Annotated in this window: 23 protein-coding genes; 2 read left to right on the plus strand and 21 right to left on the minus strand. The window is 39.4% G+C overall.

Annotated features, from left to right (window positions below; all coding sequences use genetic code 11):
• Positions 1-26 precede the first annotated feature (26 nt).
• Entirely contained in the window at positions 27-260 is a 234-nt protein-coding gene (locus tag AC1M9J_RS06700; protein WP_481952054.1) for a hypothetical protein, read from the minus strand.
• Between the two features lie 699 nt (positions 261-959).
• Here AC1M9J_RS06700 and AC1M9J_RS06705 point away from each other — a divergent pair.
• Complete coding sequence (locus AC1M9J_RS06705) at positions 960-1,436, plus strand: hypothetical protein (protein WP_481595954.1); 477 nt, start codon at positions 960-962, stop codon at positions 1,434-1,436.
• An 88-nt stretch (positions 1,437-1,524) separates the two neighbouring features.
• Here AC1M9J_RS06705 and AC1M9J_RS06710 read toward each other — a convergent pair whose 3' ends face one another.
• The 18 genes from AC1M9J_RS06710 to hcaE all read right to left on the minus strand — a co-directional run bounded on the left by AC1M9J_RS06710 (position 1,525) and on the right by hcaE (position 22,809).
• Positions 1,525-1,647, minus strand: a complete 123-nt coding sequence (locus tag AC1M9J_RS06710; RefSeq protein ID WP_481952055.1) for a KGW motif small protein — start codon at positions 1,645-1,647, stop codon at positions 1,525-1,527.
• 270 nt (positions 1,648-1,917) lie between these two features.
• Positions 1,918-2,208 carry an abortive infection family protein gene (locus AC1M9J_RS06715; RefSeq protein ID WP_481952087.1) on the minus strand — a complete coding sequence of 97 codons (291 nt, stop codon included), beginning with the start codon at positions 2,206-2,208 and terminating at the stop codon, positions 1,918-1,920.
• Positions 2,209-2,490 (minus strand): hypothetical protein, encoded by a 282-nt coding sequence (locus tag AC1M9J_RS06720; protein ID WP_481952056.1) that lies wholly within the window; start codon positions 2,488-2,490, stop codon positions 2,209-2,211.
• 278 nt (positions 2,491-2,768) lie between these two features.
• Complete coding sequence (gene purL, locus AC1M9J_RS06725; protein WP_481595952.1) at positions 2,769-6,602, minus strand: phosphoribosylformylglycinamidine synthase; 3,834 nt, start codon at positions 6,600-6,602, stop codon at positions 2,769-2,771.
• A 230-nt stretch (positions 6,603-6,832) separates the two neighbouring features.
• Positions 6,833-7,879 (minus strand): M20/M25/M40 family metallo-hydrolase, encoded by a 1,047-nt coding sequence (locus tag AC1M9J_RS06730; RefSeq protein ID WP_481595951.1) that lies wholly within the window; start codon positions 7,877-7,879, stop codon positions 6,833-6,835.
• Positions 7,880-7,995: 116 nt separating this feature from the next.
• Positions 7,996-8,919 (minus strand): phosphate ABC transporter ATP-binding protein PstB, encoded by a 924-nt coding sequence (gene pstB, locus AC1M9J_RS06735; RefSeq protein WP_035267112.1) that lies wholly within the window; start codon positions 8,917-8,919, stop codon positions 7,996-7,998.
• A 12-nt stretch (positions 8,920-8,931) separates the two neighbouring features.
• Positions 8,932-10,320, minus strand: coding sequence for a phosphate ABC transporter permease PstA (gene pstA, locus AC1M9J_RS06740; RefSeq protein WP_481952057.1), 1,389 nt, complete (start codon positions 10,318-10,320; stop codon positions 8,932-8,934).
• A complete protein-coding gene (gene pstC / locus AC1M9J_RS06745) occupies positions 10,320-11,699 on the minus strand; it encodes a phosphate ABC transporter permease subunit PstC (RefSeq protein WP_481595950.1) in 1,380 nt (459 codons plus the stop codon). Before pstC ends, pstA begins: the two co-directional genes overlap by 1 nt.
• 99 nt (positions 11,700-11,798) lie before the next feature.
• On the minus strand, positions 11,799-12,824 hold the full coding sequence (locus tag AC1M9J_RS06750) for a substrate-binding domain-containing protein (protein WP_179997953.1): 1,026 nt from the start codon (positions 12,822-12,824) through the stop codon (positions 11,799-11,801).
• 354 nt (positions 12,825-13,178) lie between these two features.
• Entirely contained in the window at positions 13,179-14,711 is a 1,533-nt protein-coding gene (locus tag AC1M9J_RS06755; protein WP_092767092.1) for a pyridoxal phosphate-dependent decarboxylase family protein, read from the minus strand.
• Between the two features lie 3 nt (positions 14,712-14,714).
• Entirely contained in the window at positions 14,715-16,088 is a 1,374-nt protein-coding gene (locus AC1M9J_RS06760; protein WP_481591392.1) for a diaminobutyrate--2-oxoglutarate transaminase, read from the minus strand.
• 432 nt (positions 16,089-16,520) lie between these two features.
• Entirely contained in the window at positions 16,521-17,426 is a 906-nt protein-coding gene (locus AC1M9J_RS06765; protein ID WP_481952058.1) for a DMT family transporter, read from the minus strand.
• Between the two features lie 88 nt (positions 17,427-17,514).
• Positions 17,515-18,744 carry a 3-phenylpropionate/cinnamic acid dioxygenase ferredoxin--NAD(+) reductase subunit gene (hcaD, locus tag AC1M9J_RS06770; protein ID WP_481595947.1) on the minus strand — a complete coding sequence of 410 codons (1,230 nt, stop codon included), beginning with the start codon at positions 18,742-18,744 and terminating at the stop codon, positions 17,515-17,517.
• 4 nt (positions 18,745-18,748) lie between these two features.
• On the minus strand, positions 18,749-19,714 hold the full coding sequence (locus tag AC1M9J_RS06775) for a 3-carboxyethylcatechol 2,3-dioxygenase (RefSeq protein ID WP_481595946.1): 966 nt from the start codon (positions 19,712-19,714) through the stop codon (positions 18,749-18,751).
• Between the two features lie 68 nt (positions 19,715-19,782).
• Positions 19,783-20,598 carry a 3-phenylpropionate-dihydrodiol/cinnamic acid-dihydrodiol dehydrogenase gene (gene hcaB, locus AC1M9J_RS06780; protein ID WP_035267124.1) on the minus strand — a complete coding sequence of 272 codons (816 nt, stop codon included), beginning with the start codon at positions 20,596-20,598 and terminating at the stop codon, positions 19,783-19,785.
• 2 nt (positions 20,599-20,600) lie between these two features.
• The gene (gene hcaC, locus AC1M9J_RS06785; RefSeq protein ID WP_005181999.1) at positions 20,601-20,927 is read right to left on the minus strand and encodes a 3-phenylpropionate/cinnamic acid dioxygenase ferredoxin subunit; all 327 of its coding nucleotides are present in this window, start codon (positions 20,925-20,927) and stop codon (positions 20,601-20,603) included.
• The gene (gene hcaF, locus AC1M9J_RS06790; RefSeq protein ID WP_035267127.1) at positions 20,927-21,445 is read right to left on the minus strand and encodes a 3-phenylpropionate/cinnamic acid dioxygenase subunit beta; all 519 of its coding nucleotides are present in this window, start codon (positions 21,443-21,445) and stop codon (positions 20,927-20,929) included. Before hcaF ends, hcaC begins: the two co-directional genes overlap by 1 nt.
• Positions 21,442-22,809: a 3-phenylpropionate/cinnamic acid dioxygenase subunit alpha gene (gene hcaE / locus AC1M9J_RS06795; protein WP_092767097.1), complete on the minus strand. Its 1,368-nt coding sequence runs from the start codon at positions 22,807-22,809 to the stop codon at positions 21,442-21,444. The genes hcaF and hcaE overlap by 4 nt, the downstream gene beginning before the upstream one ends.
• Before the next feature lie 282 nt (positions 22,810-23,091).
• Between hcaE and hcaR the strand changes: the two genes are divergently transcribed.
• Positions 23,092-23,991 carry a DNA-binding transcriptional regulator HcaR gene (hcaR, locus tag AC1M9J_RS06800; protein WP_481595945.1) on the plus strand — a complete coding sequence of 300 codons (900 nt, stop codon included), beginning with the start codon at positions 23,092-23,094 and terminating at the stop codon, positions 23,989-23,991.
• Between the two features lie 334 nt (positions 23,992-24,325).
• Here hcaR and AC1M9J_RS06805 read toward each other — a convergent pair whose 3' ends face one another.
• A complete protein-coding gene (locus AC1M9J_RS06805; protein WP_035267132.1) occupies positions 24,326-25,186 on the minus strand; it encodes an alpha/beta fold hydrolase in 861 nt (286 codons plus the stop codon).
• 262 nt (positions 25,187-25,448) lie between these two features.
• Positions 25,449-26,741 (minus strand): OprD family outer membrane porin, encoded by a 1,293-nt coding sequence (locus AC1M9J_RS06810; RefSeq protein WP_481609898.1) that lies wholly within the window; start codon positions 26,739-26,741, stop codon positions 25,449-25,451.
• Between the last annotated feature and the right edge of the window lie 240 nt (positions 26,742-26,981).

Raw genomic sequence — 26,981 nt, forward strand, 5'->3', positions numbered from 1 at the left:
TCATGGTCGAAATTTGTTAGATATGTTTATTTGACTTCCTTCATCCTATATACACAGCTTAACTTGGTATTTCCCTGAGGTGTTTCATCCAAGCTCAGCTCACTAATCCACTTCTCGCCAAAGTATTTTTTCAGTTGATAAAGTACAGTCGATGGGTGACCTTGAAAAATAAAATAATAAGCGCCTGATTCACTCTCTGAAGTTTTAATTGCTTGAAATGCAATTTTGATGACTCGCACACCATACTTTTTAAAGTTCACAGCAAAATCATCTTGAACCATATGTTTGGTTTTATAATTTTGATAAGCATAGATTCCCTGATAAACATCATGGGCTAATTTAACTTCCTGTTTCGTCTAATTTACCTTAATTCCACGCTTTTTTGTTCATTAAGATCATTTGAAATTTGAAAGATTTGCGCTGACGCTTGACAGTTTAAAGAATTTAAATTCATCAGTTTATCAACTGTAATATTTGTTGGATAAGCATGACTGCACATAAGTGCCAAGCCTGTTAAGATCAATATTTTTTTCATAGTGACTATTCTAAAATCTAAAATTTATAAAATATTAAAACCACGAACAATCTGATGACTCGATTGAGTTTTAAAGTTAAACAATAGTTACTCAGTTTAATTAGGTATTTTTTAGCTCCAAATATATTATTCATATAAATTCTACAATTTAAAAAAAATTTTACTCTAAAAAATGCTTTATTTAATTGTTTATTGAAATAGTAGAATTAACTTATAGAGGGCTTTTGATAAAAATCTGCCTCACTACTTGTGAGTGACTGTTTGGATATATTCCGTTATTGAACAAAATAGTCATTATTAAGTTTTATTTATACAAATTATCATTAAAGCAAAAAAATTAGCTGAGTATTCAAAGGATTGTCACATTTCTTTCATATCATGACATGGTTCAATTATGAACATATTATAATGAAAGGAGTTTAAAATGAATAAGTTAATTTTATCATCCCTACTTTTAGGTTTGTCTGTTCCAGCGCTCGCTGACTTTAATTGTAACGGTGTAATTAAGAATAAAACCATTGATGACAATATAAAAGTGAAACAACCATGTACGCTTGATCAAGTTACGGTCAAAGGCAATGTAATGCTCTATTCAAATGCGCAAGCAACTATTTTAAATAGCACGATTGATGGTAACCTCGAATCTAAAGGAAATTTTGGTCAAGTGACGGCTAAAAACAATAGCATTTACGGCAATATTCAACTTGAAAAAGGTAAAACGATCCAACTGCACAATAACCGTGTAGATGGCAATATTGAACTTAAAGAAAATCGTTCAAGCATTCAGGTTACTGCAAATCAGGTCGATGGTAATTTAAAATGTGAGTCAAATAGCCAAACTCCAAAAGGCGGACAAAACCGCGTTAAGGGGGACAAAGAAGGACAATGTCGTAGCTTGTAATCATTTATTCGATCAGCATCAACTTAAAGATTCATTAACTGAGCTTTAAATTCGAATTTAAAAAAAGCCACCTTAAGGTGGCTTTTTTTTACGCAGTTAAGAAATAACCTGCAATTAAAAATAGGATTTGAAGACTGGCCACAAAAGCGAATAGCTTCCAGCCTTTTTGCCTCAACTCGTTTTTGTTCAGTATCATCATTGTTTTGGTCATATCGTCACCTCATACCTGAGTTAAAAACGAACCGCATTAAATTCTTACTTATTATGGTTAGCTATATGTCCAATAAACACACTTGTCCTAACCTCTATATAAAAGCAAAAACCAAACCAAGTCCAGTGGGAGAAAGATTTTGAAACCAAATCTATAAAAACAAAAAACCACCAAAATGGTGGCTGAATAAGCTCATGTTAGCGAATCTAAATTTATTTTTCCATAAGGTAAATTTAAGATACTATTTAACAATGCTTTTTATTAATAAATTTATTCACTATTTTCTTTTAAGCTCCACGTTGAAAATAAAAAAACTGACATTGTTCCAGCTAAATTGACTGCCAATTCAGCATGACGCGATGCAGGCTTAAAATTCTTTTTGCCCTGACCATGTGCATCCCCTACTTTGTTTCTCAATGATCCTAAGCCTCCAATCACTGAACTACATCCTCCAAGAATCTGTTTAAAAGTTTGTTCTGTGTGTTGAGAAGGTGCTAAATTTAATTCTTTACTGACTAATCTATATAGTTGATTAATATCAGGCGCATTTCCGTAGTCAATTTAATGTTCATCAAGAATATATTTACAAGTCGACTCTAAAAGTGTCCTTGCTAATGTAATAGCACCATCAGGATCAGTTACTCTCCGCTCTAATGCTTTCTGCCATATTTGATGAATATAATCAGAACTTAATTCGTTAATTCTCAACTCCACTACTTGATCTAAGGGAGAAGTATTTCTACTTTCTAAAACATTCAATAACTCTTTAAATTCTGAATAAATATAATTCTCACGTTCCACATAAGATTTAAAATCCCATTTTAATTCTCGCTTCAAACTCATCTAAGGTATTTGTATCTTTAACAATAAATGGAATATATCCATAAAATGTTTTTTTATCAGCAATTCTTTTCTAAGCTCTTGAAATGCCTCTGATGTACCTTTTTCATAACTATCTGTAGCCCTAGCTATTAGCAATTCACGCAAGTGTAATACTTTTTAAATTAGACCAGACATTTGAGAACTCTTTATTTTTTTTCAACTCAATTCTACATCTTCAAAACAATAATTTACCTATGAAAAAGCCACCTTATGGTGGCTTTTTCAATCTATTGATTTAATCAACCAATAAACTTACGAGCATTACGGAACATACGTAACCATGCACCATCTTGATCCCAATCTTCAGGTTTCCAAGAGTGCTGAATCGCACGGAAGTTACGCTCTGGATGAGGCATCATAATCGTTGCACGGCCATCAGTTGAAGTCACACCTGTAATTGCTTCAGGTGAGCCGTTCGGGTTCAATGGGTAATGTTGAGTTGGATTACCTTGGCTATCAACATAACGTAAAGTCACTTGATTACCCGCATTCAATGCAGCAATAGAGCTGTCCGCTGCAACAACGCGACCTTCACCATGCGCCACAGCAATTGGTAAAATCGAACCTTCCATACCTTCTAACAGTACAGATTTAGATTTTTCAACACGAACGTTTACAGCTCGCGCTTCAAACATTTCTGATACGTTACGATGGAAACGTGGCCAGTTTTCAGCACCTGGAATGAGTGGAGCCAATTGAGACAACATTTGGCAACCGTTACAGATACCGAGTGAGAATGTTTCTTGACGGTTAAAGAATTTCTCAAATTGATCACGAAGTTTAGGATTGAACAATACTGACTTCGCCCAACCACCACCAGCGCCTAAAACGTCACCGTAAGAGAAACCACCACATGCCACTAAACCTTCAAATTCATCAAGGCTTACACGACCAGCGAGTAGGTCACTCATATGGACATCAATCGTATTGAAACCAACTTTGTCGAATGCAGCTGCCATCTCCACATGACCATTTACACCCTGCTCACGCAAGATTGCCATATTCGGACGACGTGTATTGATATACGGTGCTTCAATTTCTTCATTCAAATCGAATGTCGCTTTTGCAATAAGACCTTTATGATCTTTATTCGCAATTAGACTATATTCTTGATCTGCAGTTTCCACGTTGTCACGTAAACGTTGAATCTGATGTGACACTTCAGTCCACGCTTGTTGCAGTTCAACACGATCAAGCGTTAAACCATTGATCGTTAGCGTATCAGTAGTATTCACTGTACCAACGACACTGATCGCATCTTTTAAGCTTGATGCTGAAACTTCAGCCTGTAGTGTATCCCAATCAGCTTTAGCAATTTGTAAAACTGCACCAATTTCTTCAGCAAATAAGCTTGCTACAGATTGATCTTCTAAAGCCACACCTAAGCGTGAAGCGAACATCATCTCTGCAACAGTTGCGATTAAACCACCATCACCGATGTCATGGTAAGCCTTGATTAAGCCACGGTTGTTCCAATCTTGCACCAATGCAAAGAATGCTTTGAAGTCATCGAAGCTATCTACGTCAGGCGTTACAGAACCAATTGCTTTATACACTTGCGCAAGGATCGAACCACCTAGACGGAATTGACCTTTAGACAAATCAATACGTACAAGTACTGAATCTAAGTTTTTCAATTCTGGTGTCAATGTCTTACGCACATCAGTCACTGGTGCAAATGCTGTGATCACACCTGACATTGGAGAAGTTACAGACTTATCTTCACCTTCGTCATTCCAAGTCGTACGCATCGATAAAGAATCTTTACCTACAGGAATTGCGATACCAAGCGCAGGACACATTTCCATACCGATGGCTTTTACACCTTCGAATAATGCTTGATCTTCGCCTACTTGACCTGCTGCAGCCATCCAATTCGCAGACAATTTAATGTCACTGATTTTCTCGATTTTTGCAGACATGATGTTGGTGATTGACTCAGCCACTGCTAAACGTGCAGATGCCGCAGGATTTAACAATGCTACAGGTGGACGTTCACCCATTGCCATTGCTTCGCCTGTGTAGCCCACTAAACTTGTTGTTGTTACCGCAGCATCTGCTACAGGCACTTGCCATGGACCAACCATTTGGTCACGTGCAACCATACCTGTAATTGAACGGTCACCAATGGTAATTAAGAATGATTTAGACGCAACTGTTGGGTTCTTAATCACACGGTAAATCGCATCTTTAAGATCAGTCACTTGTGCAGCATCAAAGTCATCACCGTGACGTTCGATACAGTCATACGCGCGGCTCATACGTGGCGTACCACCTAAGATCACTTGCATTGGTACATCAACTGGGTTGTTACCAAACAATGGATCTTCAACCGTTAAATGACGCGCTTCAGTCGCTTCACCTAATACGGCAAACGGACAACGTTCACGCGCACAGATTGATTCAAATAATTCTAATGAAGATGGACGGATCGCCAATACATAACGCTCTTGCGCTTCATTTGACCAAATTTCCATTGGCGCCATACCTGGCTCCAATGATGGTACTTTACGAAGATCAAGTTTTGCACCTAATTCGTGGTCATTTACCAGTTCAGGCATCGCATTTGAAATACCACCAGCACCTACGTCATGTACAGACACGATTGGGTTGTGGTCTTCCATACGCCAGCAAGTATCAATGACTTCTTGGCAACGGCGTTCCATTTCTGGGTTTTCACGTTGTACAGAAGCAAAGTCTAAGCTTTCGCCCATTGTACCGCTATCTACAGAAGAAGCAGCGCCACCACCAAGACCGATGAGCATTGCAGGACCACCAAGCACGATCAATAAATCGCCCGGTTGGATCGCATCTTTTTCAACGTGGTCAGGACGGATGTTACCGTAACCACCAGCAATCATAATTGGCTTATGGAAACCTTTTACATCACCATTTACATTTTGCTCAAATGTACGGAAGTAACCATTTAACGCAGGACGACCAAATTCGTTGTTAAATGCAGCACCACCCAATGGACCTTCAATCATAATTTGAAGTGGAGATGCCATACGAGATGGTTTACCGTAGTTTTCTTCCCATGGCTGTTCGAAGCCTGGAATATTCAAGTTAGATGTAGTGAAACCTGTTAAGCCTGCTTTTGGCTTACCACCACGACCTGTTGCACCTTCATCACGGATTTCACCGCCCGAACCTGTTGCCGCACCTGCAAATGGTGCAATCGCTGTAGGATGGTTGTGGGTTTCCACTTTCATTAAGATGTGGGCAGCTTGGCTCTTATATTTATAAACATAATGGCCGTTTTCATCTTTTTTCGGGTAAAAACGTTGCGTATCAAAACCAACAATCACTGAAGCATTGTCTTTATATGCTGACAATACATCTGTAGGCGATTCTTTATAGGTATTTTTAATCATTTGGAACAATGACAATGGTTGAACTTCACCATCGATTGTCCATTCTGAACCAAAGATTTTATGACGACAATGCTCAGAGTTCGCTTGTGCAAACATCATGAGTTCAATGTCATGCGGATTGCGACCTAACTTGATAAATGCATCAGTTAAGTAATCAATTTCTTCATCCGATAAAGCAAAACCAAATTCAGAGTTTGCTTTTACGAGCGCTTCTTTACCGTGACCTAGAATATCAATCGAGTTCAGCGGTTTTGGCTCAGTTTCAGTGAATAAAGCAGCAGCATCGTCAATTTGATTGAAAACACTTTCTGTCATTCGGTCATGCAGAATTTGCTTAATTTCATTTGAAACGTCTTTTACACCCTTCAAAGTAAACAAAACACCGCGTTCAAGACGATGAACCGGTGTGTTGCAGTTCGCGAAAATATCGGTCGCTTTTGAAGACCACGGCGAAATTGTGCCTACGCGTGGAGTGACTAAGATTTGAATCTCATCTGTGGCTGCTTGGCGTAATTCAAATGACGCACCATCATTTAGAAGCTGTAAAGCGGATTGCTGTTGTTGCTCGTTGAGCGCTTGGTCGAATAAATAAACCCATTGACTTTCTATTGATTGAACCGAACTAATTGACTGTAAACGAGTTAATAGTTGCGTTTGCTTAAAAGAAGAGTGTGCTGGTGCACCGGCCACGATAAACATGCTGATTTTGGCTCCACGGGATGGTCTTTTGAACCATGCCACAATGTGACTTGAAGAGAGCGCATATTCTACTGTGTATTGCAAAATTCAGCTAGATAGCAAAACTGCTTTAAGACATATTTTCGATCGAGTTTACGAATAAATCTTTTTTATTCAGTAAAAAAAATTGAATTGCACCCTATGATGCAATTCAAATGAGATACGCCTAAATAATTCTTCAGTCATCTCAACTATTGAGTGTTGGTGACTTTTAACAGATGTTGAATCGCCTCTAGAGCCATAATCATAGATTTTGGATCAACTAAATCCTTGGTATCACAAGCTTGGTGATAACATGGCGCAAAATCTAAAATTATCTCCCCCTCGTTTGCACCTGGACGTTCTTGTTCATTAAATAAAATGATCGATGTGACCGGCACTTTTCCTAGAAATGGTGCTGTGTCGCTTGCTGTTAAAGTGGTGATGTCTTCTTTGATCGTTAAGTTCTTTGCTTTAAAGAATGATTTTAAATGTTCTTCAAGCGCAGTATCTTCTGGATGACTAGGTAAAGACTTTAAGCCATCAATCATTGGTTTATAGTCAGATTCAGATAATCCAGCAGACTTAAATTGGGCTTCTAAATCTTTTAATGAAGATTTATCTACATCAGCAACCAAAATATTCGGATTTTTTGTACCGACCATATCAACATTGATATAAGCCTTTATTCCCTTCAGCTGTTCAGGTGTCATTTTAGCAACAAAATCTTGCGAACCTCCGATACCATCTTCTTCAGAATCCCAAAATGCAAGGTAAATTGTATTTTGAGGATGATTTTCAGATTTTGAATAATGTTGTAATAGCTCTAATAGAACGGCTACACCTGTACCATTATCATTGATCCCAGGCCCTGTGGTCACAGAATCATAATGCGCACCGATTATCGTAGCTAAATCAGGATTTTTACCTTTGATTTCGATAATAATATTCTGACCTACAATCTTATTGCGATTTTCAAACGGTAACATCTGAGCGTGCAAACCAGCTTTTTTTGCCTCTTCAATAATATAGGTTGCAGTTGTCTTACCACCATCCGTTCCAACTGCGCGATTACCGCCATGAGCTGATGCAATATCTTCTAAGGCACTAAGATGACTCATGAGACGTTGTTCGATCAAATTCGAACTATTGATTTGCGTGGTTACTTGTTGATTTTGATTTGGTGTATGTGAGCAAGCACTCAACATAAAAATACTGGTCATTAATGCTGTTAAACAAGGTATTTTTTTCATTGTCATCTGGATATCAGTTTATTAAGAATTCCATTTTAGGGAATAACCTTATTTCATCCACAGATTTTTGTAATAAAAAAAGAGCCCGAAGACTCTTTTTATTTATGTTTCTAAATTTTTAATTAACCAAATCGACCCGTAATATATGCCTCAGTCAATTGATGATCAGGTTGAGTAAATACTTTTTCTGTCGAATTCACTTCAATCAAATCACCTAAATGGAAATAGGCAGTACGGTCTGATACACGTGCAGCTTGTTGCATTGAGTGCGTAACAATTGCAATAGTATATTGTGTTGAAAGCTCAGCGATTAACTCTTCAACTTTAGCCGTAGCAATTGGGTCAAGTGCTGAACAAGGTTCGTCCATTAAAATCACTTCTGGCGAAACTGCAATAGTTCGAGCAATACATAGACGTTGCTGTTGACCGCCTGATAAACCAGTTCCAGGCTGATTCAAACGATCCTTAACTTCATCCCACAAGCCCGCTTTACGTAAACTATTTTCAACGATCTCTTCTAAATCATATTTGTCACGTGCTAAACCATGGAGTTTAGGTCCGTATGCAACGTTTTCAAAAATTGATTTTGGGAATGGGTTTGGCTTTTGGAACACCATACCCACTTGCGCACGAAGTAGTACTACGTCGAGATTAGGATCATAAATGTCTTGATTATCCAACATGACTTTACCCGTTACCCGACAACTATCTATCGTGTCGTTCATACGATTTAAAGTACGTAGGAATGTTGACTTACCACATCCAGATGGACCAATAAAAGCAATCACTTCATTTTGATAAATATTAAGATCAATGCCTTTAATCGCTTCAGATTCACCATAATAAACATGAACATCAGTTGTACTCAGTTTTACAACATCCGATTTTGCTTCTTTTTTATTTTCGCTTTGCGTGTCAAATTGTGAAACAAACGAAGTTGACGTTTTTTGATTTGCATCTTGAGATGTAAATTGTGTTTGATCTGAATTCACTGATTGATCCTTTTTTAAGGAATTTTGAGTTACTTGCGAAGTTACTGTATTCATATTTTGCTCCGACTACCAACGGACTTCAAATTTCTTACGTAACCAGATCGCTAAACTATTTAAGCTAATCATCATCGCAAGGAGAACAATAATGGCTGCAGCAGTACGACCTTCAAAGAAGTTACGAAGTTCATTACCCTGCCACAAGAAAATCTGTACAGGCAGCGCTGTAGATTGATCAAATGGACTTGCTGGAACACTGGCTACAAAAGCACTCATACCAATCAACAACAACGGCGCAGTCTCACCCAATGCTTGAGCCACACCAATAATTGCACCTGTTAAAATACCTGGTAATGCCAAAGGTAGAACGTGATGAAAAACAGTTTGCAGTCTTGATGCACCCAATCCTAATGCAGCTTGGCGAATCGAAGGTGGAACGGCTTTTAAAGAAGCCCGTGTCGTAATAATCACCGTTGGCAATGTCATTAAACTTAACACAAGACCACCCACCAAAGGAGCAGATAATGGTAAATGCATCCAACCAATAAAAATTGCAGCACCAAGCAAACCAAATACAATCGATGGAACAGCAGCTAAATTATTGATGTTGACTTCTACAATATCTGTAATCCAGTTCTTTGGTGCGAACTCTTCAAGATAGATCGCAGATGCAACGCCGATTGGAATCGAAATAAAGATTACAATCAACATCATGAACAATGAGCCCATGAATGCACCAGCTAAACCAGATGTCGCTGGTGAACTACGAGAGTCAGGACTCGTGAAAATATTCGTGTTAAATGAATTTTCGATGACACCTTTAGCCTTGAGTTCATCAGCAATTTGACGAATCTCAGGACTAAGTTGTTGCTGTTCATCTGGCAAAGAACGATCAATATTACCTGCAAGCCACACATCAATATTTGCATCAGCAAGGACTTTTACATCGACTGTTTTACCAACCAAGCTTGGATCATTCATCACCATATCACGGATACGATATGCTTCAGAGCTCGTATAGATATAGCTTAAATCATCACGTTGTGCTTCAAGTTGAGGATCTTGTTTGATCATTGCATTGATGATCAATGCATCCCAATCCACCATGCCAACTTCAGTCTGCCACTCAATAAAGCGTTCTTCATACTGAGCTGGACTCTCACCTTCAGCCAGTACAGGTTTTGGACCAACTTCAATAATTTTTGGATCGAAATAGATTGGCAAATTCATGCTACTTTGCCAAAAAGCAGGCAAGCCTTTCGCTAAAATACTACCGAATAGCAATACTACGAAGAATAAGCCAGCAATCACTGCTGAAAAACCGAAGAAACGGAACGTCTTTTCTTTACGATGACGTTTAGCTAAAGAATTCTGAATAGTCTTCTTACGCTTTTCTCTAAGCTGCTCAGCTGTTGCTGAATCAACTGTCTCGAGAGTATTAGGATTAGAAGTACTCATTAGTCGTATTGCTCACGGTATTTACGCACGATGTAAAGTGCAACAATGTTCAAACCTAAAGTAATCACAAACAATGTAAGTCCTAGTGCGAAAGCTACTAATGCTTGCGGACTTGCAAAGTCAGTATCACCTGTTAATTGATTAACAATCGTAATCGTTACGGTCGAAACAGCTTCTAATGGATTTGCGTGTAAAAGAGGACTGTTACCAGCTGCTAGAACTACGATCATAGTTTCGCCAATTGCACGGGAAGCAGCCAATAAAAATGCACCAATAATGCCAGGCAACGCTGCTGGAATGACCACTTTACGAATCGTTTCAGATTTGGTCGCCCCTAATCCTAAAGATCCATCACGTAATGCTCGAGGCACTTGAGTAATAATGTCATCAGATAAAGAAGACACAAAAGGAATGATCATGATTCCCATGACAAAACCTGCAGTGAGCGCACTCGTTGCGTTGATATCAATTCCAACCATTGCCCCTACAGTTTTAATAAATGGGCCAATAATCATGAGTGCAAATACACCATAAACGATCGTTGGAATACCAGCTAAAACTTCAATGGTCGGTTTTGCCCAAGAACGGAAGCGAGGAGAAGCATATTCAGCCAAATAAATCGCGATCATTAAACCTACTGGTACAGCAACCAATAGTGCGATCCCACTGACCATGAGCGTACCCCACAACAATGGAAGTAAACCATAGCTTCCTTCTGCACTTCCCGAAGTACTGAAACCCGGGTTCCACTCTGTTCCAAAGAAGAAATCAAAAGGATTAACAAAGCTGAAGAAGCGCATCGCTTCTCCAAACATCGACATTACAATTCCAAGTGTTGTAAGAATTGCTACACCAGAACATAAAGCTAAGCCAACATTGATGACTTTCTCGACCTGATTACGCGCTCTAAAATCTTGGCTAATTCTTTTTTTTGCCCATACTAAACCTGCCAATGCAGCGCAAATGACAACTGCTAATTTTGCAAAAGAGGCAATAGTTGAAAATTTACTCAGTTGCTCTGCAGCTGCAACTTCATAGGACGTTGCTGTATCACTGACACCAAATCCGGATGCAATCGCTTGAACACGGTCAACAACTACGTTTAGGCTTGCTGGATCTAGACTTGCTTTAATATCCTGTGGCAAATGATTAAGCACCACCTGCTCCAAGATCGTTGGCTCAACCAAGTTCCAAACAATCAAAATTAAAAATGCAGGGATACCACACCACAACGCAACTAATGCCCCATAGTAACCAGGACGTGAATGCAAAGCGGCAGAGTTATTTCCCTGACCTGCTAAGTTACGGCTTTTGCGTAATCCGATTTGATAGGCAATGGCGATGATCGCCAGTAACACACCTATAAGTAGCAGATTCATGTATTCTCCACTGTCTTTTCAATTTTCATGGTTTGAAAAAACTTTTTTCAATGAAAAAACCAATGGCAGGATAATTCCTGCCATTAGTTTGTCGTTTGATTACTTAACAGCTTTACCTGCTTTAAAGTTTGCCAAAATTGATGCGCGTTCTTTGTCAGAGAGTGAAATTAAGCCCGCTTTTTCTAACTTAGAACCTTTACCTGAAACACGCTTGTTTAAGAAATATTCAGTAAACTGTGGTAAACCTTTGATTGATTTCAAGTGTTCACCTTTTACATAGAAGAATAATGGGCGTGATACAGGGTAAGAACCATTTAAAATCGTGTTTTCAGACGGTGCCACATTGTTCACAGTTGCAACGCGTAAACGGTCACGGTTTTGATCATAGAAACCTAAACCAAACACACCAACAGCACTTGGAGAAGTCTTTAAGCGTGCAAGTGTTTCTGTATAGTCACCCGCAATTTCCACAACACGACCATCTTTACGGAACGTTGTGCAAGCTTTCTTTTTGGCATCTTTATCTAAAGCTTTAATAGCAGCATACGATTCACAACCAGCGTCCACCATTTTCTCCTGGAAGACTTCACGTGTACCATGATTCGAAGCTGGGATTACAAGCGTGATTGGCTCATTTGGTAATGATTTATCAATTTGATTCCAACGTGTATATGGGTTTTTTACCATTTTACCGTTTGAAGGCAATTCAGCTGCCAAAGCTGCAAATACATGTTGTGGACGTAATTTATAAGCTGCTTTGTTAGCATTTGAAGCAAATACGATACCGTCGTAACCGATTTTAATTTCTAATACTTGGTTAACGCCATTTTTCTTACATTCAGCCAATTCGCTCGATTTAATTGCACGAGATGAGTTAGCAATATCGATCGTATTGTCGCCAACACCATTACAAAATTGTTTTAAACCACCCGACGAACCGCCTGAACCAACTACTGGTGTTTTAAATTGAGGGAAGTTATTACCGAATTCTTCAGCCACAATACTTGCATATGGCAATACTGTAGAAGAACCCGCAATTTGAATTGTGTCACGTGCTGCATTTGCGGTTGTTGCTACAGCTGCCCCAGAAAGTGCTAATGCAATTGCAATATTTGTAAAGCGCATCATGTTATCTCTCAATTTATGCAAATTTGGAGTACGCTACTTTTTATTGAAGTATTGTACTTATTTCGATACATGCATTTTGATTTGATAATATGACAATAAGGTTACAGCTTTATTACGATTTTATTATTTTTATTACACCAACCTGCTTATTTATTTTTTAATTATATTTCAACAATTTATAATAATTACGGTTAAATACTTATATTTTTATTACCGACTTATTCTTTAATAATTATCCCCCCTAATTCCGCATAAAGATTTCTTCAATCATGATCTAAAAATATGTCAAAGTTATGAATTTTGAATATCAAAAAAGCGCTCAATTGAGCGCTTTTTTCAAAAAACAATCTATTAATCGATTGGTGGCGTATATGTACCATCAGCAATTGAAGCTTTGATGCGATCAGACTCAGCCAGTACAAGCGCAAGCAAGTTCTTCACATTGTCTAAAGTTGCTACTGGACTTAAAGTTGTCATTTTCAATGATTGAACCTGACCGACTTTAGTCACACCAATATTCGCTTCACCACGTGCAAACAATTCATCCGCAACGTTTTGGTTCAATGTATCGAGTAATTCTGTTGGGTAACCTTCAGGAATTACACGGAACAAGACTGATGCAAATTGTGGCTCAACCAATAACTCTAAACCGTCTGTTGCTTTAATATAATCTGCAACATCACGCGTTAAAGTCACACCGTGGTCAATCATAGAGCCGTAAAGCTCTTCACCGAGTGCTTCAATCGTCATCCACAATTTCAACGCATCAAAACGACGTGTAGTTTGTAGAGATTTAGAAACAAGGTTTGGTACGCCATGCTCTTCATCATAAGCAGAGTTTAAGTATTCCGCTTCATAATGCATAAAGCGATAGTTCGCTTCATCTTTAAGTAAGAATGCACCACAAGAAATCGTTTGGAAGTAATGCTTATGGAAATCAAGTGTGATTGAATCAGAAAGCTCGATACCATCTAACAAATCACGGTGATTATTAGATAGGATTAAAGCACCGCCCCATGCTGCATCGATATGCATCCACGCGCCGTACTTATTGGTGATTTCACGGACTTTCTTTAAAGGATCAATTGCACCCGCATCGGTAGTACCTGCAGTTGCAACCACACATGCTACAATTTTGCCTTCATTTTGAAGGTGTGCCATGGTTTTCTCTAGTGCATCCATGTCCATACGCGCATTTTCGTCGACAGGCACAGTCACTACAGATTGGAAGCCCATTCCCATCATCGCCATGTTCTTTTGCACAGAGAAGTGAGCATTTTCAGAACAAATGACTTTAACGTTTCGCATTGCTTCCGCAGGTACGCCATCACGCTGAACAGACCACGGATTGCCGTTTTCGTCTTTCCAGTTTTTCGCGATACATGCATCACGTGCAAGCAATACACCCATCAAGTTTGACTGCGTACCGCCAGAGGTGAACACACCTGCTTGACCTGCACCATAACCAACTTTTTGACGAAGCCAATCGATCAACTGAACTTCCATCAATGAACCTGCAGGGCTTTGATCCCATGAGTCCATCGATTGGTTAGTTGCGTTAATGAGTACTTCTGCGATTTGGCTAGTCACCATAGTAGGACAATGCAAATGCGCTAAAGAATGAGGATGATGTACTTTTAAGCTCTTATTAAGGAATAGCTCAACCATACGCTCTAATGACTTTTCCACACCCAATCCTTCTTTAGAAGGATTAAATGCAATTGCACTGCGTAGCTCTTTAATGCTACCGCCTGTGTACATTTTGTCATTTTGTAACCAAGCTGCTACTGCTTGAGTTGCCTGATCCATTGCTGACGTATAGTCAGCAATGGATGCAGCATCATTACAGAGCAAAGCTTTACGGTGTTCTGCAAAATCTACCATGAATTAAGCGCCTCGTACCGCAACTAATGCTTCAGAAATTGCTTTCTTAAAGCGCACAATTACTTCTTCACATTCAGCTTGGTTAATAATTAATGGGCAAAGTAGACGAATCACTGTACCGTTACGCCCACCCTTTTCTAACAACAATTTGTTGTTGAAACAAGCTGCTTGGATTGCAGCAGCCAATTGACCATCTGCAGGAAGTGAACCCATATGGTCAGCAGGTTTACGCTCATCAACGATTTCGATACCGATCATTAAACCGCGGCCACGTACATTACCGATACATGGGAATTCTACAGCTAATTTCTTCAATTCAGCTTGAAGGAAATCACCGCGCTCTTGTGCGTTTTGCGCAAGATTTTGCTCTTTAATCGTTTTGATCGTAGCAAGACCAGTACCCATAGCCAATTGGTTACCACGGAAAGTACCCGTGTGACCTGCAGGCTGCCAAGCATCAAACTTACGCTTAATACCAAGTACTGCAAGTGGTAAGCTTCCACCTACTGCTTTCGACATCACCACAACATCAGGTTCGATACCCGCATGTTCAAAGGCAAACATTTTTCCTGAACGCGCGAAACCAGCTTGTACTTCATCAAGAATTAAAACGATGTTGTGCTTTTCAGTCACTTCACGAATTTTTTTCAACCATTTCACAGGTGCTGTAACCACACCGCCCTCGCCTTGAATCGCTTCAAGGATAACTGCAGCAGGCTTAGTCACACCGCTTTCAACATCTTCGATGAAGTTTTCAAAGAAATAAGTAAGCGCGTCAACACCCGCTTCACCGCCTAAACCTAGTGGGCAACGGTATTCATGTGGATACGGCATGAATTGAACGCCTGGCATTAAACCATTAACAGCGTTTTTAGCAGACAAATTACCTGTCATTGCTAATGAGCCGTGAGTCATACCATGGTAGCCACCAGAGAAGCTGATCACAGTGCCACGGCCAGTATATGTTTTTGCAAGTTTAATTGCTGCTTCTGTACCATCTGCACCAGATGGACCACAGAACTGTAGGCAGTACTCTTCTTTACCACCCGGTAATTCAGCAAGTAAAGCTTCAGTAAAAGCATCTTTTAAAGGTGTCGTTAAATCCAAAGTATGTAATGGAAGACCACTCGCTAAAGTGTCTTGAATACTTTGAATGACCGCAGGATGATTATGGCCCAAAGCCAATGTTCCTGCCCCAGCTAAACAATCGAGGTACTCTGTACCTTCAACATCAGTAACCCAGCAACCTTGTGCTTTTGCTATCGCTAACGGCAATTTACGTGGATAGCTACGAACATTAGATTCCATCTGACTTTGGCGAGTCAAATAGTATTCGTTAGTAGAATTAGGTGCAGGATTTACAGAAGAAACGCTCATATCGAATTACCATCTCTGATATGGGTTAATAGAAATAAGTCGGGTGACTTGCGGTCCTTTGACTCGGTGCTTTATAGAGTTCTAGTTAGCCTATTGTGTAGAGTTATAACTAGAGGGCGCGATGATAACGAATTTTGAAATAAAATAAATAGATTTCTATCGTTTTCACCAGCAGATTCTAAAATATTAATGTGACAAATTGATAACTTGTATAGATTTCAAACTGTACCACTTCTATTTTAGATAAGTTTGAACTTGAGCTAAAGTAAAACAGTCCAAATTATGCAAAAAATGTTCAATTTTTTTTGCTGATTTGAACTGACTTTTTCAGTATTCCTAAATTCGAGCTTGGGCTAAAGCATAGTTTTGTAACATTATGAATCTTATATATTCATGTAGTTGTACGTGTGTGATTAAAACCACTTTTTTCACTCATTTTTTTAAGAATAGTTTCAAGAGCTCTCGATTAAAATACATCAGCAACCCTATCATCACAACGACAATCCCCCACAAGGCGTCATTATGAATAATTTCATTATTTAAGGATGCCCCCAAAACTAGGGCGATGACTGGCGTCATGACATTACTCAAAGACACTGTCGACGCTGCTAAGCGGCGAATTAACCAAAAATAGCACAGCATCGCAACAATTGATGACATGATCATTGTGAATAAAAAACCCACCATCGCTTGTGTACTTGGTAGCACGGTTGGGATTTGTTTCCAAATAAATGGAATGATTAAGAGTGATCCTAGAGCTGAAACGATTAATGAACCAGTCGCCTGACTCATGGGGCTTAAAAGTGCATTAATTTGTTTGACCCAAAAAATCGAACTGATATACGACACCATACTGATCAGCATCAGAACCACACCCCAAGGATTGACTCGCTCATCTGCAGATTCTGCAAAAACAAATGTGAGACCCAATACGGCAATGACCATTCCACTCCATTGTAAAATAGACAACTTATGTGTTTTTAGGATGAGATGTCCAATGAGACCTGCAATTAATGGCGAAAATCCGAAGATCAGTGCCATTAAGCCTGACGTTAAATAATTTGCTGCTAAGTAGATAAATAACTGCGCACCTATTAAATTTAGGCTACCAGCCACATAACTTTTCAGCGATACATGATCAAACGGGAGTGGATCACGCATCATTTTGAGCAACGCCAAAGCAATTATAGATGCACCAAAGTATCGAATGATGAGCACCCACATTGGATGAATTTCTGCAACACTCCATACAATGGCAAGTGGTGTTGCAGCCCATATCAATACCAATAAGGCATATATACTCGCAACGACCATTATATTTGAGGAACTAGAATTCATAATTTGCTCAAAATTAAATCAATATTTTCTTAGGCACATAAAAAACAGACCTAAGTTACCCTAGGTCTGTTGCACAATCTTACCAAGTTTACTTCACAAGTTTACGAAGGTCTTGGCTAAGATCTAAATATTTATCTGCTTCAAATGCAGCTTGTTTGCTAATCAATTTTTTAAGATGACGCATTTCTTTAGCCGCATTTACTGTAATACCACCAACAATAATACCGTCAGTCACACCGAACAATACAAATGAAGATTCTGCGCGTAGCTCAGGATTGATTTCACCACGTACTAACCACTCAGCTGCTGCCATATCACCTACGAATTGGTAGTTAATGTCCAACTGATCTGTCCAAAACCATGCTGGATTAGGAGTAGGATGTTCTACACCCATCACATGGCGTGCAAAGATACCTGCTTGAAGATTAGCATTTTCCCAAGTCTCAACACGACGGTGGTTACCACAGTCACGAAGTTGAGTTGCCACATCACCTGCCGCATAAATATCAGCATTTGAGGTTTGGCAATTTTCGTTTACTTTGATCGCGAGATCAACGTCAAGACCAGCGTCAACTGCCAACTGCGCATTTGGCACAATACCGATACCATAAACCACAGCATCCGCACGAAGTTCTTGGCCATCGGCTAAAGTCACCACGATTTCTTCACCATCAAGCTTGCAGTCTGCAATTGAGGTTGAAAGACGGACATCCACACCTGCCAATTTTTGCTGTTCAAGCAAGAATTCACTCAAGATACGTGGCGATGAACGACCCATCACCATTGGACCCATTTCAATGACAGTGACTTCACACTCTTTGAAACGCGCAGATGATGCAAGCTCAAGACCGATTACACCACCACCAATCAGGATAATACGTTGACCTTTTTGTAACACTGGTACAAGGGCTTGTGAATCTTCAAGATTACGCAGCGTGTAAACATGTTTGCCAAGTGCATCGAAGTTTGGAAGACGACGTGCTGCACCGCCAGTTGCAATCAGCAATTTGTCATAAGCAACAACATCACCATTTTGAAGTTCGACAGTTTTGGCTTCAGCGTTGATTTTCACGACACCATTACCGCGAATTGCTGTCACACCAAGATCTGCTAATTTTTCTTCAGATAAAATTTCAATCTTGGTTTCTTCAGGTTTTAAAATCACGTCTTTAGACAGTGGTGGACGCTCATAAGGAAGATGCGTTTCATCACCAATTAATGTGATTTTACCTTCATATTTGTTTGCACGAAGCTCAAGGATCGCACTTGCGCCTGCTTGACCCGCACCAACGATGACGATGTTGTTTACATTGCTCATGGGATTAACCTTTTAATTCCGCAGATACGATACCGAAGCCCGCAATCCACTCACTAATATCTTCATAGCAGTGAGTTGTCATTTCATACTCACCAACTTCGCTCAGTGCAGCAAATGCTGCCATCCAGCAACGCACTTCTTGACCACCACGACCACCTTCGACACGAATTTCTGCCTCAGTCATCGCTTCCATTGCAGCAAAATCTGCTTGTTTAAATTTCTCAAGCAATGCGATATCCCACTCAGGGCTCAGCGGTACTGCAACTGATGTATCTCCAGCAGCAAGTTTCTGACCAACTGCAATAATTTTCGCTTGACGCGCATTACGTGCTTCTTCAGTTGGATTACGGCCAGCAATTAAAAACTCTTCAACTTCTGGTGGCACTGAACCCATTTGAGGTGTTGGTGGATCATGAGACAAACCACCTGTACCCAATACAAGTACACGCTCATTTTCAAGATTAAGTGACTTAATATATTGTCCAACCGCACGGCCTAAAGCAATGGTACGCTTTGTGGTTGGCATTGGTGCGGCAGCGCCATTAATAAATATTGGAATCGTTTTATAACGATCAAGTTTTCCATCACAAAGGAAGTGTAATGGTTGAGTCACACCATGGTCAGCCTGCATACGATATGAGTATGCAACATCAATACCTTCATCTAGAACTTGACGCACAAGTGCCAAAGCCTTGTCTTCAGGAACATCGATTTTATTGTCAATTTTACCGTAATCCCAGTCACCAGCAGCCGTAGCACGGATACCGACACAGAAACTTGGCATAAGGTCGTAGAAAAAACCGTTAAAATGGTCTGGACCAAAAGTAATGATCAGTGTTGGATCGTAAGCTTTTACTTCAGCAGATAATTGTTCAAAAGCAGCACGTACTTTTTGCTCTTTTGACTGATCTTGAGGTGAAGCAAATTCCATTAAAGGACTGTGCGAAGCACAAATAAGTTTAACGGCCATGAGAGACTCCTTAAAAGGAAGGCAGCCTTAGAACAGGCTGCCGATAAGTCCATTTTTTAGACTAGATTTTATTCGTCAAAGAAACCAGCACGTGGTTGACGTAGACCACGAATACCCAAACCACATTCTGCATTGATCAGAACACCAGTTAAAGGTCGGTTATTTTGACGAGATGCCAAGAGCACATAAGAACCTGTCATTTCTTCAGGCTCAGGTAAGAAGTTCAACGGCATACCACGCGCGATTTTCTCAGGATCACGCGCATCTAAAAGACCTAGATTTTCTTGGCCTAATGATGCAGCACCTTTAATGTTTACATTCATACCTGACGGCGCAACAGCATTCACACGAACTTTGGGTGCAAGCTCGTACGCCAATTCCTTCATGATGCCTACGCCAGCATGCTTAGATGCTGTGTAAACTGGACCACCACCCGCAGAATATAATGCTGAGTTAGATAGTGTGAAGATTATCGAACCTTCAGATTTTACTAACTCATCAAGTGCAGCTTTAGCACCTAGAATTAATGCTTTCGTATTAATTCCCATGATTTCGTCAAACGCTTTATCAAGTTGCTCACCTGAAGTATTGACGATATCTGCGTAGTGATCCCAGATTCCTGCATTACCAATAAAGCAATCAAGCTTACCAAAACGCTCAACAGTTGCTTTTACAGCACGGACATTGTCTTCATAGTTGGCAACATCACCAGCGATTGCAACAATTTGATCACCAAAGCGTTCTTTTAAAGCATCGACTTTAGATTGTGAACGTTGTAACACCCCAACGTGCGCACCTTCTTCAAGGAAGCGTTCAACTAAAGCCCAACCTAAACCAGAACCACCACCTGTGATCAGTGCAACTTCGCCTTTAAGCCAACCCATGATTACTCTCCTGCCATCTCAACGTATAACGCACCATCTTCAACAATCACTGGGAAAGTTTGAATTGGATCTGTCGCTGGTAAACATAATGCTTGACCGGTTTTTAAACAGAAGCGAGCTGAATGCAATGGACATTCGACAGTGCCATCATCTTCAAGATAACCTTCTGACATTGAAGCATTACCATGAGAACAACGGTCATTCATTGCGAAGAACTCACCACCATTGTTAAACACTGCAAGCGCATCGATACCGTTAACGCCGCAATCTACTTTCAACGCTTCGCCTTCGTCTAATTCGTCAACTTGGCAAACAAAAATCTTATTCATTAGAAGAACACACTCAGGTTGTGAGAGTTATAGGTAACTTGATCAAGCGTGATCTTACGGTTGAAAATTTGGAAGCCTAAGCCACCTTCAACTTTACGGATCTTGTCATGACGTTTACCACAGTAAATCGTGACATCTTTCTCTTTTTGTGTACGGTACAAAAGATATGTAACGTATACATCGTATTCGCCTTCCACTTCAGTAGCTTCTACGATCACGTTACTCACCATATGAGTTGTACGTGATGGAGGCTCTTCAGCCCAAGCCATACCTGTTTCAAGACGAGCAACACGACGCTCTAAAAGATCTTTCGTATCATTGAACACCCAAGTTGTAGGTGGTTCAATTGAACGACGACGGTCACGTGTTTGAGCATTTGGTGTTGTACGTAGCGTGTAAGAAATATCTTCAGCTAACGTATCTAACCAGTCGCGGAATTTCCAATCGTCAAGCAATTTCGCTTCACGATAGAGGAATTGGCTAATTTGATGGTGAAGTTCTAAACTCACTTGACTCATTTCATAAGCTCCTTCTCATATTCGTCAGCTGCTTTCTCAACATCTTCCCATTTTTCATGGATTAGCAAGTCTGCCCAACGACGGTACATGCCGCGTGCCGCAGTTTCTGAGAAAATATAGTTAGTGATACCAGGGATACCATCTTCACGAATTTTCTCGTTACCAAGACCCATTTCCATAATGAGTTTGTTTTGACGCGCTTTGTAACCACGTAAGACTTTTTGAATTTCGATCCAGTTTTCAGAGTCATCTTGCTCTAAGAAACCAGCTGGACCAAATGCACGTGTCGCAGAACGTTCAAACGCTTCTTTCACTTCTTGTGACGCTTCAGCATCCGCAATACAGAACGCCCATACTTCAGTTTTGTTTGGACCACGTGGATGCCATACGCGAAGTGTTGCTGTACCGTTTAACCAAGACAATGTTGGGAACATAGTGTTATGACCCGCAAGACGTAACGCACGGATTTCACCAAGACGCTCTTTAACTTCTTCGTAAGTTTCGCGGAAATAGTTTGCTACTTCACCATCAACCCATACGTTTGCATCTGGTTTCTCTGTAAAGAAGAAGCCTGAACCGTGACCACGTGAACCATATTGGATTGCGTCTTTCGCAGTTTCCCATACAGGACGTGCAGTTTGCGCAGCACCTAATTTCTTAGTAGATTCGTCATCAGGTTTAGCACCTAATACTTGAATCGCAGATGCGTGAGAGAACAATGCATGATATTGGTCAGATGCAAACTGTTCAGCCGCAAATTTCCAGTTACATTCGATTTCCCACTTATGAACACCACCGATGATCTCAGTACCACCTGGACGACGATCTAATACGCCATCTAAGTACCAAGCGATATCACCCATGTATTCTTCAAGGTCTGGAGTTGTTTCATCCCAACAACCGAAGATTAAGCCTTTATAAGACTTCACACGGTTTACTTCGATCAAACTCCACTTCTCTTTACATGCGCCTTGAGGGAATGCACGATCTTCAAGAGGAATATCTTTAAGAGAGCCGTCTACGCCATAAGACCAACCGTGGTATGGACATGTAAATGCACGAGTGTTACCGCAGTCAGCAAAGCTCACGCGCATTGAACGGTGACGACATTGGTTTAACAATGCTTTGATTGAACCGTCTTTTTGACGTACCACGATGATCGGATCTTCACCCATATAGGTATTGAAGAAATCACCAGCCTTTGGAATTTGGCTTTCATGGCAAAGGAATAACCATGTACGACCGAACACACGTTCAAGTTCTAGTTCATAGATATCTGGATCTGTATAAATAGATGGCGTGATACGTCCATTTTGTGCATCGACTAAAGCATCGATTTCGCGCACATCAATTTTCCCACTCATGAAAAGCTCTCCTGTGACTAAATTAGACACAAACTAATAGACTCAACTTTGCAGAGATAATGAGTTTTGAACGAGTTTTGGGGAAATATTTTTTTTGTTTGAATCAAGATGTTTTATCGATAAATTAATCAATCGCTCAATACGTGAATTTTACCACATTTTAATAATAACGTTGATATTTCAATATGCTCAGCCCCACTTCACCGAATATCCATTTGTGAACTATACTCGCACTTGATCATATTTAGACATTATATGAATCAATCTTTGGATGATTTTTTTATGGAACTACGACACCTACGATATTTCATTGCTGTGGCAGAAGAACTCAACTTCACCAAAGCAGCCTTGCGCCTTTATACTGCTCAGCCATCATTGAGCCAGCAGATTAAAGATCTTGAAGATGAAATTGGCGTCCCTTTGCTTTATCGTACAAAACGTAAGGTAGAACTCACTGAGGAGGGTCAAGTCTTCCTTGAACAAGCTCGCCTCACGATAGCCCAAGCAGACAAAGCAGTCGCAATGACTCGTCAGATTGCCAAATCTAAACAGCAATTGTTACGTATCGGCTTTGTTCCTGTAGTTGAAATGAAAATTTTTCCTTACGTTCTCCCTAATCTTCGTGTTCAAAACCGGGATTTAAAGATTGAATTGTTAAGCTTAAACAACTCCGATCAGTCAAAAATGTTAAAAAAAGGCGAAATTGATATCGCTTTTACTCGTCAAAATCTATTTAGTGATGAAATCGAAAGTCAATTTGTTTTACGAGAACCTTTGATTTTCTTACTCCCCAAAGATCATCCACTCGCTAAATACGATCGCATTCCAGTAAAAGAGCTCGATGGAATCGATTTCATTATTCCTTCTGAACAGCAATCTCAAACCCTAAATAAGATCATTCTAGATTTTGCAAAATACCATCAAATCAATTTAAATATTGTTCAAACTGCAGACAATATCCTCTTTAACATTAATTCTATTGGCATGAACCTGGGCTGTACTTTTCTACCTGGATATATCGCACCACTGACGATGAACAACACCGTGATTCGCCCGCTAGACGTGGAATTACCTTCAATCGATTTATTTGCAAGCTATAGAAAAAGTACTAACTCAGAAGGCGTCAAAAAATTTATGGACTTACTGAGCTCTGTTTTTTACCTTGATATTAATCGTCATTAATTAATTTTTTTTCAAATTAATGATCACCGTTAAACATAGCGGTGATTTTTATTTTTTATTTCAACCATCAGTCTTAGACTTTAGTCTAATAAAGTTTTACGAATATCATCATAAATTGTATGAATTCAGGCTTTAGAATAGACTAATTTTTAAACAACCCATTAACTAACTAGACTTGCTCTACCACTTAAGTCTAATGAATTAAAACAGATCAATGCTCAATATTGATTATCAATATGCAGATTTAAACGTATTAAACACATGTTCTGTATTTTCAGTTTTAAAAAAGAGGATGATTAAATCATCCTCTTTTTTAGTTTTTTAGGATCTGAAATTATTTAACACCATGAACTGCTAGATAATTTTTGATCACCGTATTAAATTCTTCTGCTTTTTCAACTTGTGACCAGTGACCGCACTGACTGAAAATATGTGCATCAGCATTAGGAACGATATTTAAAATGTCCCAAGTACGAGACACAGGAATCACCACATCTTGAGTACCATGAATCAATAATACAGGAACTGTAATATCTTTCATTTTTTCAAAGTCTAATGGGAACTCGAAACGATCACGGTCACGCGCACCCACAACATCCATTAAACGATCAGATGCATAGTCATTCGCCGCAGAATCAAAACGTACTTTTACCAGCTCATCTGTAATTAAGTCTTTATTTACAACGAACATTGAAAGTGTCTTACGAATACCTTCTTCTGTTAAAACTGGGTTTGCATGCGCTTTTAGGGCTGCAGTTTGTTTTGCACCACCTGTACCCATTGAAACAATACCGAGTACACGCTCTGGATAATCAAGTGCCAATTGGAATGCTAACCAACCACCTAGCGAATTACCTACTAACCATGTTTTTTCAATACCAAGTGCATCAAGAGTACGAATTGCATGATCAACCCATGCACGGATACCGTATTGAGTTCCTGGTGCAACGACAGTTTGACCATAACCAATGGTATCAATTGCGATACAACGCGCTTGCTCACCAATTGCAGGTAAATTCAACCACCAGTTAGCAGCTGCTGATACACCAGTACCAGAACCATGAAGGAATAAAATAGGCGTGCCTTCACCAATTTCATGATAATGGGTTAACTCACCTTCAGCAGTTTCGATCCATTTATCTTCTAAACCAAAGAATGAATCCGTTTTATATTCTGGAATTTGAACAGTGCTCATCATAGTCCTCTAACTGTCTATAACTGATCATATATTTGTGAAACAATCATCAGTTGATGTTTACAAATGATAGTTTTACAGTCTTATATTAACTGCTCTGTACCTTTCAACTGATACAAATTTACGATTGCATCCATCTTTTTACCAATTAAATAAATTACTGTTTTTTCTTATTTTTTTAAAATCAATATTCACCCTCTAATATGACTTGATAAGATCTCGATATGATCCTTGCTCATCATATCGAGATCAATTTCATTTTTTAGAATTTATAACTATAACTTAACGCCACACGATGCTCTTCTAAATCACTCAAGGTACCTGGAACATTGATGTTGTTATAATTAGTATCAATGAACATATAGTTGAAACCAAGACCTTTATACTTACCTTCTGGCACAACATAGTTCACGATGATGTTATTTTCATTCTCGCGACCTCGACCTGGTGTTGCCGTATCAATATTCCAACCTTGGAAATGACGTACAGTGGCAGATAATCCTGGTACACCCATTTCTTTAAAATTATAGGTATAACCTACACTCCAAGATTTCTCATCCTTACGGATAAAACTCGCGACTGACCAGTTATCTAAATAAGGTTGTGGCACCCAACCACCCAATGTTGGGAATAGTGTCGCTTTATCTCCATGCTCGCCAAACATCTCTTGATAACCCAATTGAACAGTATGCATACCATGATTGACTTTCGCCCCCATAGAAATTGCTTGGCTATCAATTTCACCAAAAAGTTTATCGCCAGTTTCACTGTTATCGAAGTAACGAATATGTGCATCTAAATTCGTTTTTTCATCAAGTTTAGTTTTATAGCTTGCAGCAACATAATGTTGCTTGAAGATGTCAGTTAAATCAGCGAACCAATAACTACCACCAATCTTTGATGTAAACTGGTGATCAACACCAACAATATACATTCCATCATCAGTTGTGAGACCTTGAGCTTCTGCCTTCGCAAAATCATTGTTTGGGAATAAGGTCAAATCTTGATACTGATTATCGTAACGCGCATTAATACCATCAATATAAGCTAAGGTTAATTTAGTATCCTGAATATCTTTCGACTCTAACCATGCACCACTATAAGTAGTTAATAATTGGCGTGATGGATCGAAGAAAATAACTGGTGACATCGGCAATAAATCACCTACTTTAAGTTCAGTTTCAGAAACTTTAACTTTTAAAGTCGCGCCGAATTTAGCATTATCGCGTTCTGTACGACTTTGACTGTTATCATATGGCATATGAATGTCATTTACAGAATCACGCGATTTCAATCCAATTGCATATTGAGCCAAGAGATCTGCACCAACTTGAATGCCTGCACCAATATCGTGATAACCCGATTTAGCATCTAAAGTGATTGCTTGCGTCCAGTTACCATAATCTAGATTTGGTGCTGTATCGTAATTACGTTCTAAATAGAAATTTTTAAATTTAAGCTGAACATTTGAATCAGCCACAAAATTCGCGTGAGCAGCAGTTGTCCCTAGAGTTGTTGCAGCAATCATTGCTAGCCATAATTTTTGATGACGCATGGCTTCATCCTATACTCAAATCAGCGTTGATGAGCATATTGCTAAATTGTGCACTCTGAAGAAATCAGACTAGAGTCTAAAAAAAATTTAGACTTTTCCGATGAAAAACAATACTTTAAAAACTCTCATTGTTATAAACAATTAATAATAGCTCAGTAACTAAGCAAATTAACTTTTACTATGGATAATTTATTATATTTTAATATCTTACAAATTAACCCAGAAGCATTTTGCCATTTT

Source organism: Acinetobacter sp. ANC_7588 (genome assembly GCF_056783995.1).

What these genes read in the sequence shown, in the direction of transcription:
- AC1M9J_RS06705 (WP_481595954.1), top strand. Translation starts at nt 960, where the DNA reads ATGAATAAGTTAATTTTATCATCCCTACTTTTAGGTTTGTCTGTTCCA.
- AC1M9J_RS06710 (WP_481952055.1), bottom strand. Translation starts at nt 1,647, where the DNA reads ATGACCAAAACAATGATGATACTGAACAAAAACGAGTTGAGGCAAAAA.
- AC1M9J_RS06720 (WP_481952056.1), bottom strand. Translation starts at nt 2,490, where the DNA reads ATGAGTTTGAAGCGAGAATTAAAATGGGATTTTAAATCTTATGTGGAA.
- purL (WP_481595952.1), bottom strand. Translation starts at nt 6,602, where the DNA reads ATGTTTATCGTGGCCGGTGCACCAGCACACTCTTCTTTTAAGCAAACG.
- AC1M9J_RS06730 (WP_481595951.1), bottom strand. Translation starts at nt 7,879, where the DNA reads ATGACAATGAAAAAAATACCTTGTTTAACAGCATTAATGACCAGTATT.
- pstB (WP_035267112.1), bottom strand. Translation starts at nt 8,919, where the DNA reads ATGAATACAGTAACTTCGCAAGTAACTCAAAATTCCTTAAAAAAGGAT.
- pstA (WP_481952057.1), bottom strand. Translation starts at nt 10,320, where the DNA reads ATGAGTACTTCTAATCCTAATACTCTCGAGACAGTTGATTCAGCAACA.
- pstC (WP_481595950.1), bottom strand. Translation starts at nt 11,699, where the DNA reads ATGAATCTGCTACTTATAGGTGTGTTACTGGCGATCATCGCCATTGCC.
- AC1M9J_RS06750 (WP_179997953.1), bottom strand. Translation starts at nt 12,824, where the DNA reads ATGCGCTTTACAAATATTGCAATTGCATTAGCACTTTCTGGGGCAGCT.
- AC1M9J_RS06755 (WP_092767092.1), bottom strand. Translation starts at nt 14,711, where the DNA reads ATGGTAGATTTTGCAGAACACCGTAAAGCTTTGCTCTGTAATGATGCT.
- AC1M9J_RS06760 (WP_481591392.1), bottom strand. Translation starts at nt 16,088, where the DNA reads ATGAGCGTTTCTTCTGTAAATCCTGCACCTAATTCTACTAACGAATAC.
- AC1M9J_RS06765 (WP_481952058.1), bottom strand. Translation starts at nt 17,426, where the DNA reads ATGAATTCTAGTTCCTCAAATATAATGGTCGTTGCGAGTATATATGCC.
- hcaD (WP_481595947.1), bottom strand. Translation starts at nt 18,744, where the DNA reads ATGAGCAATGTAAACAACATCGTCATCGTTGGTGCGGGTCAAGCAGGC.
- AC1M9J_RS06775 (WP_481595946.1), bottom strand. Translation starts at nt 19,714, where the DNA reads ATGGCCGTTAAACTTATTTGTGCTTCGCACAGTCCTTTAATGGAATTT.
- hcaB (WP_035267124.1), bottom strand. Translation starts at nt 20,598, where the DNA reads ATGGGTTGGCTTAAAGGCGAAGTTGCACTGATCACAGGTGGTGGTTCT.
- hcaC (WP_005181999.1), bottom strand. Translation starts at nt 20,927, where the DNA reads ATGAATAAGATTTTTGTTTGCCAAGTTGACGAATTAGACGAAGGCGAA.
- hcaF (WP_035267127.1), bottom strand. Translation starts at nt 21,445, where the DNA reads ATGAGTCAAGTGAGTTTAGAACTTCACCATCAAATTAGCCAATTCCTC.
- hcaE (WP_092767097.1), bottom strand. Translation starts at nt 22,809, where the DNA reads ATGAGTGGGAAAATTGATGTGCGCGAAATCGATGCTTTAGTCGATGCA.
- hcaR (WP_481595945.1), top strand. Translation starts at nt 23,092, where the DNA reads ATGGAACTACGACACCTACGATATTTCATTGCTGTGGCAGAAGAACTC.
- AC1M9J_RS06805 (WP_035267132.1), bottom strand. Translation starts at nt 25,186, where the DNA reads ATGAGCACTGTTCAAATTCCAGAATATAAAACGGATTCATTCTTTGGT.
- AC1M9J_RS06810 (WP_481609898.1), bottom strand. Translation starts at nt 26,741, where the DNA reads ATGCGTCATCAAAAATTATGGCTAGCAATGATTGCTGCAACAACTCTA.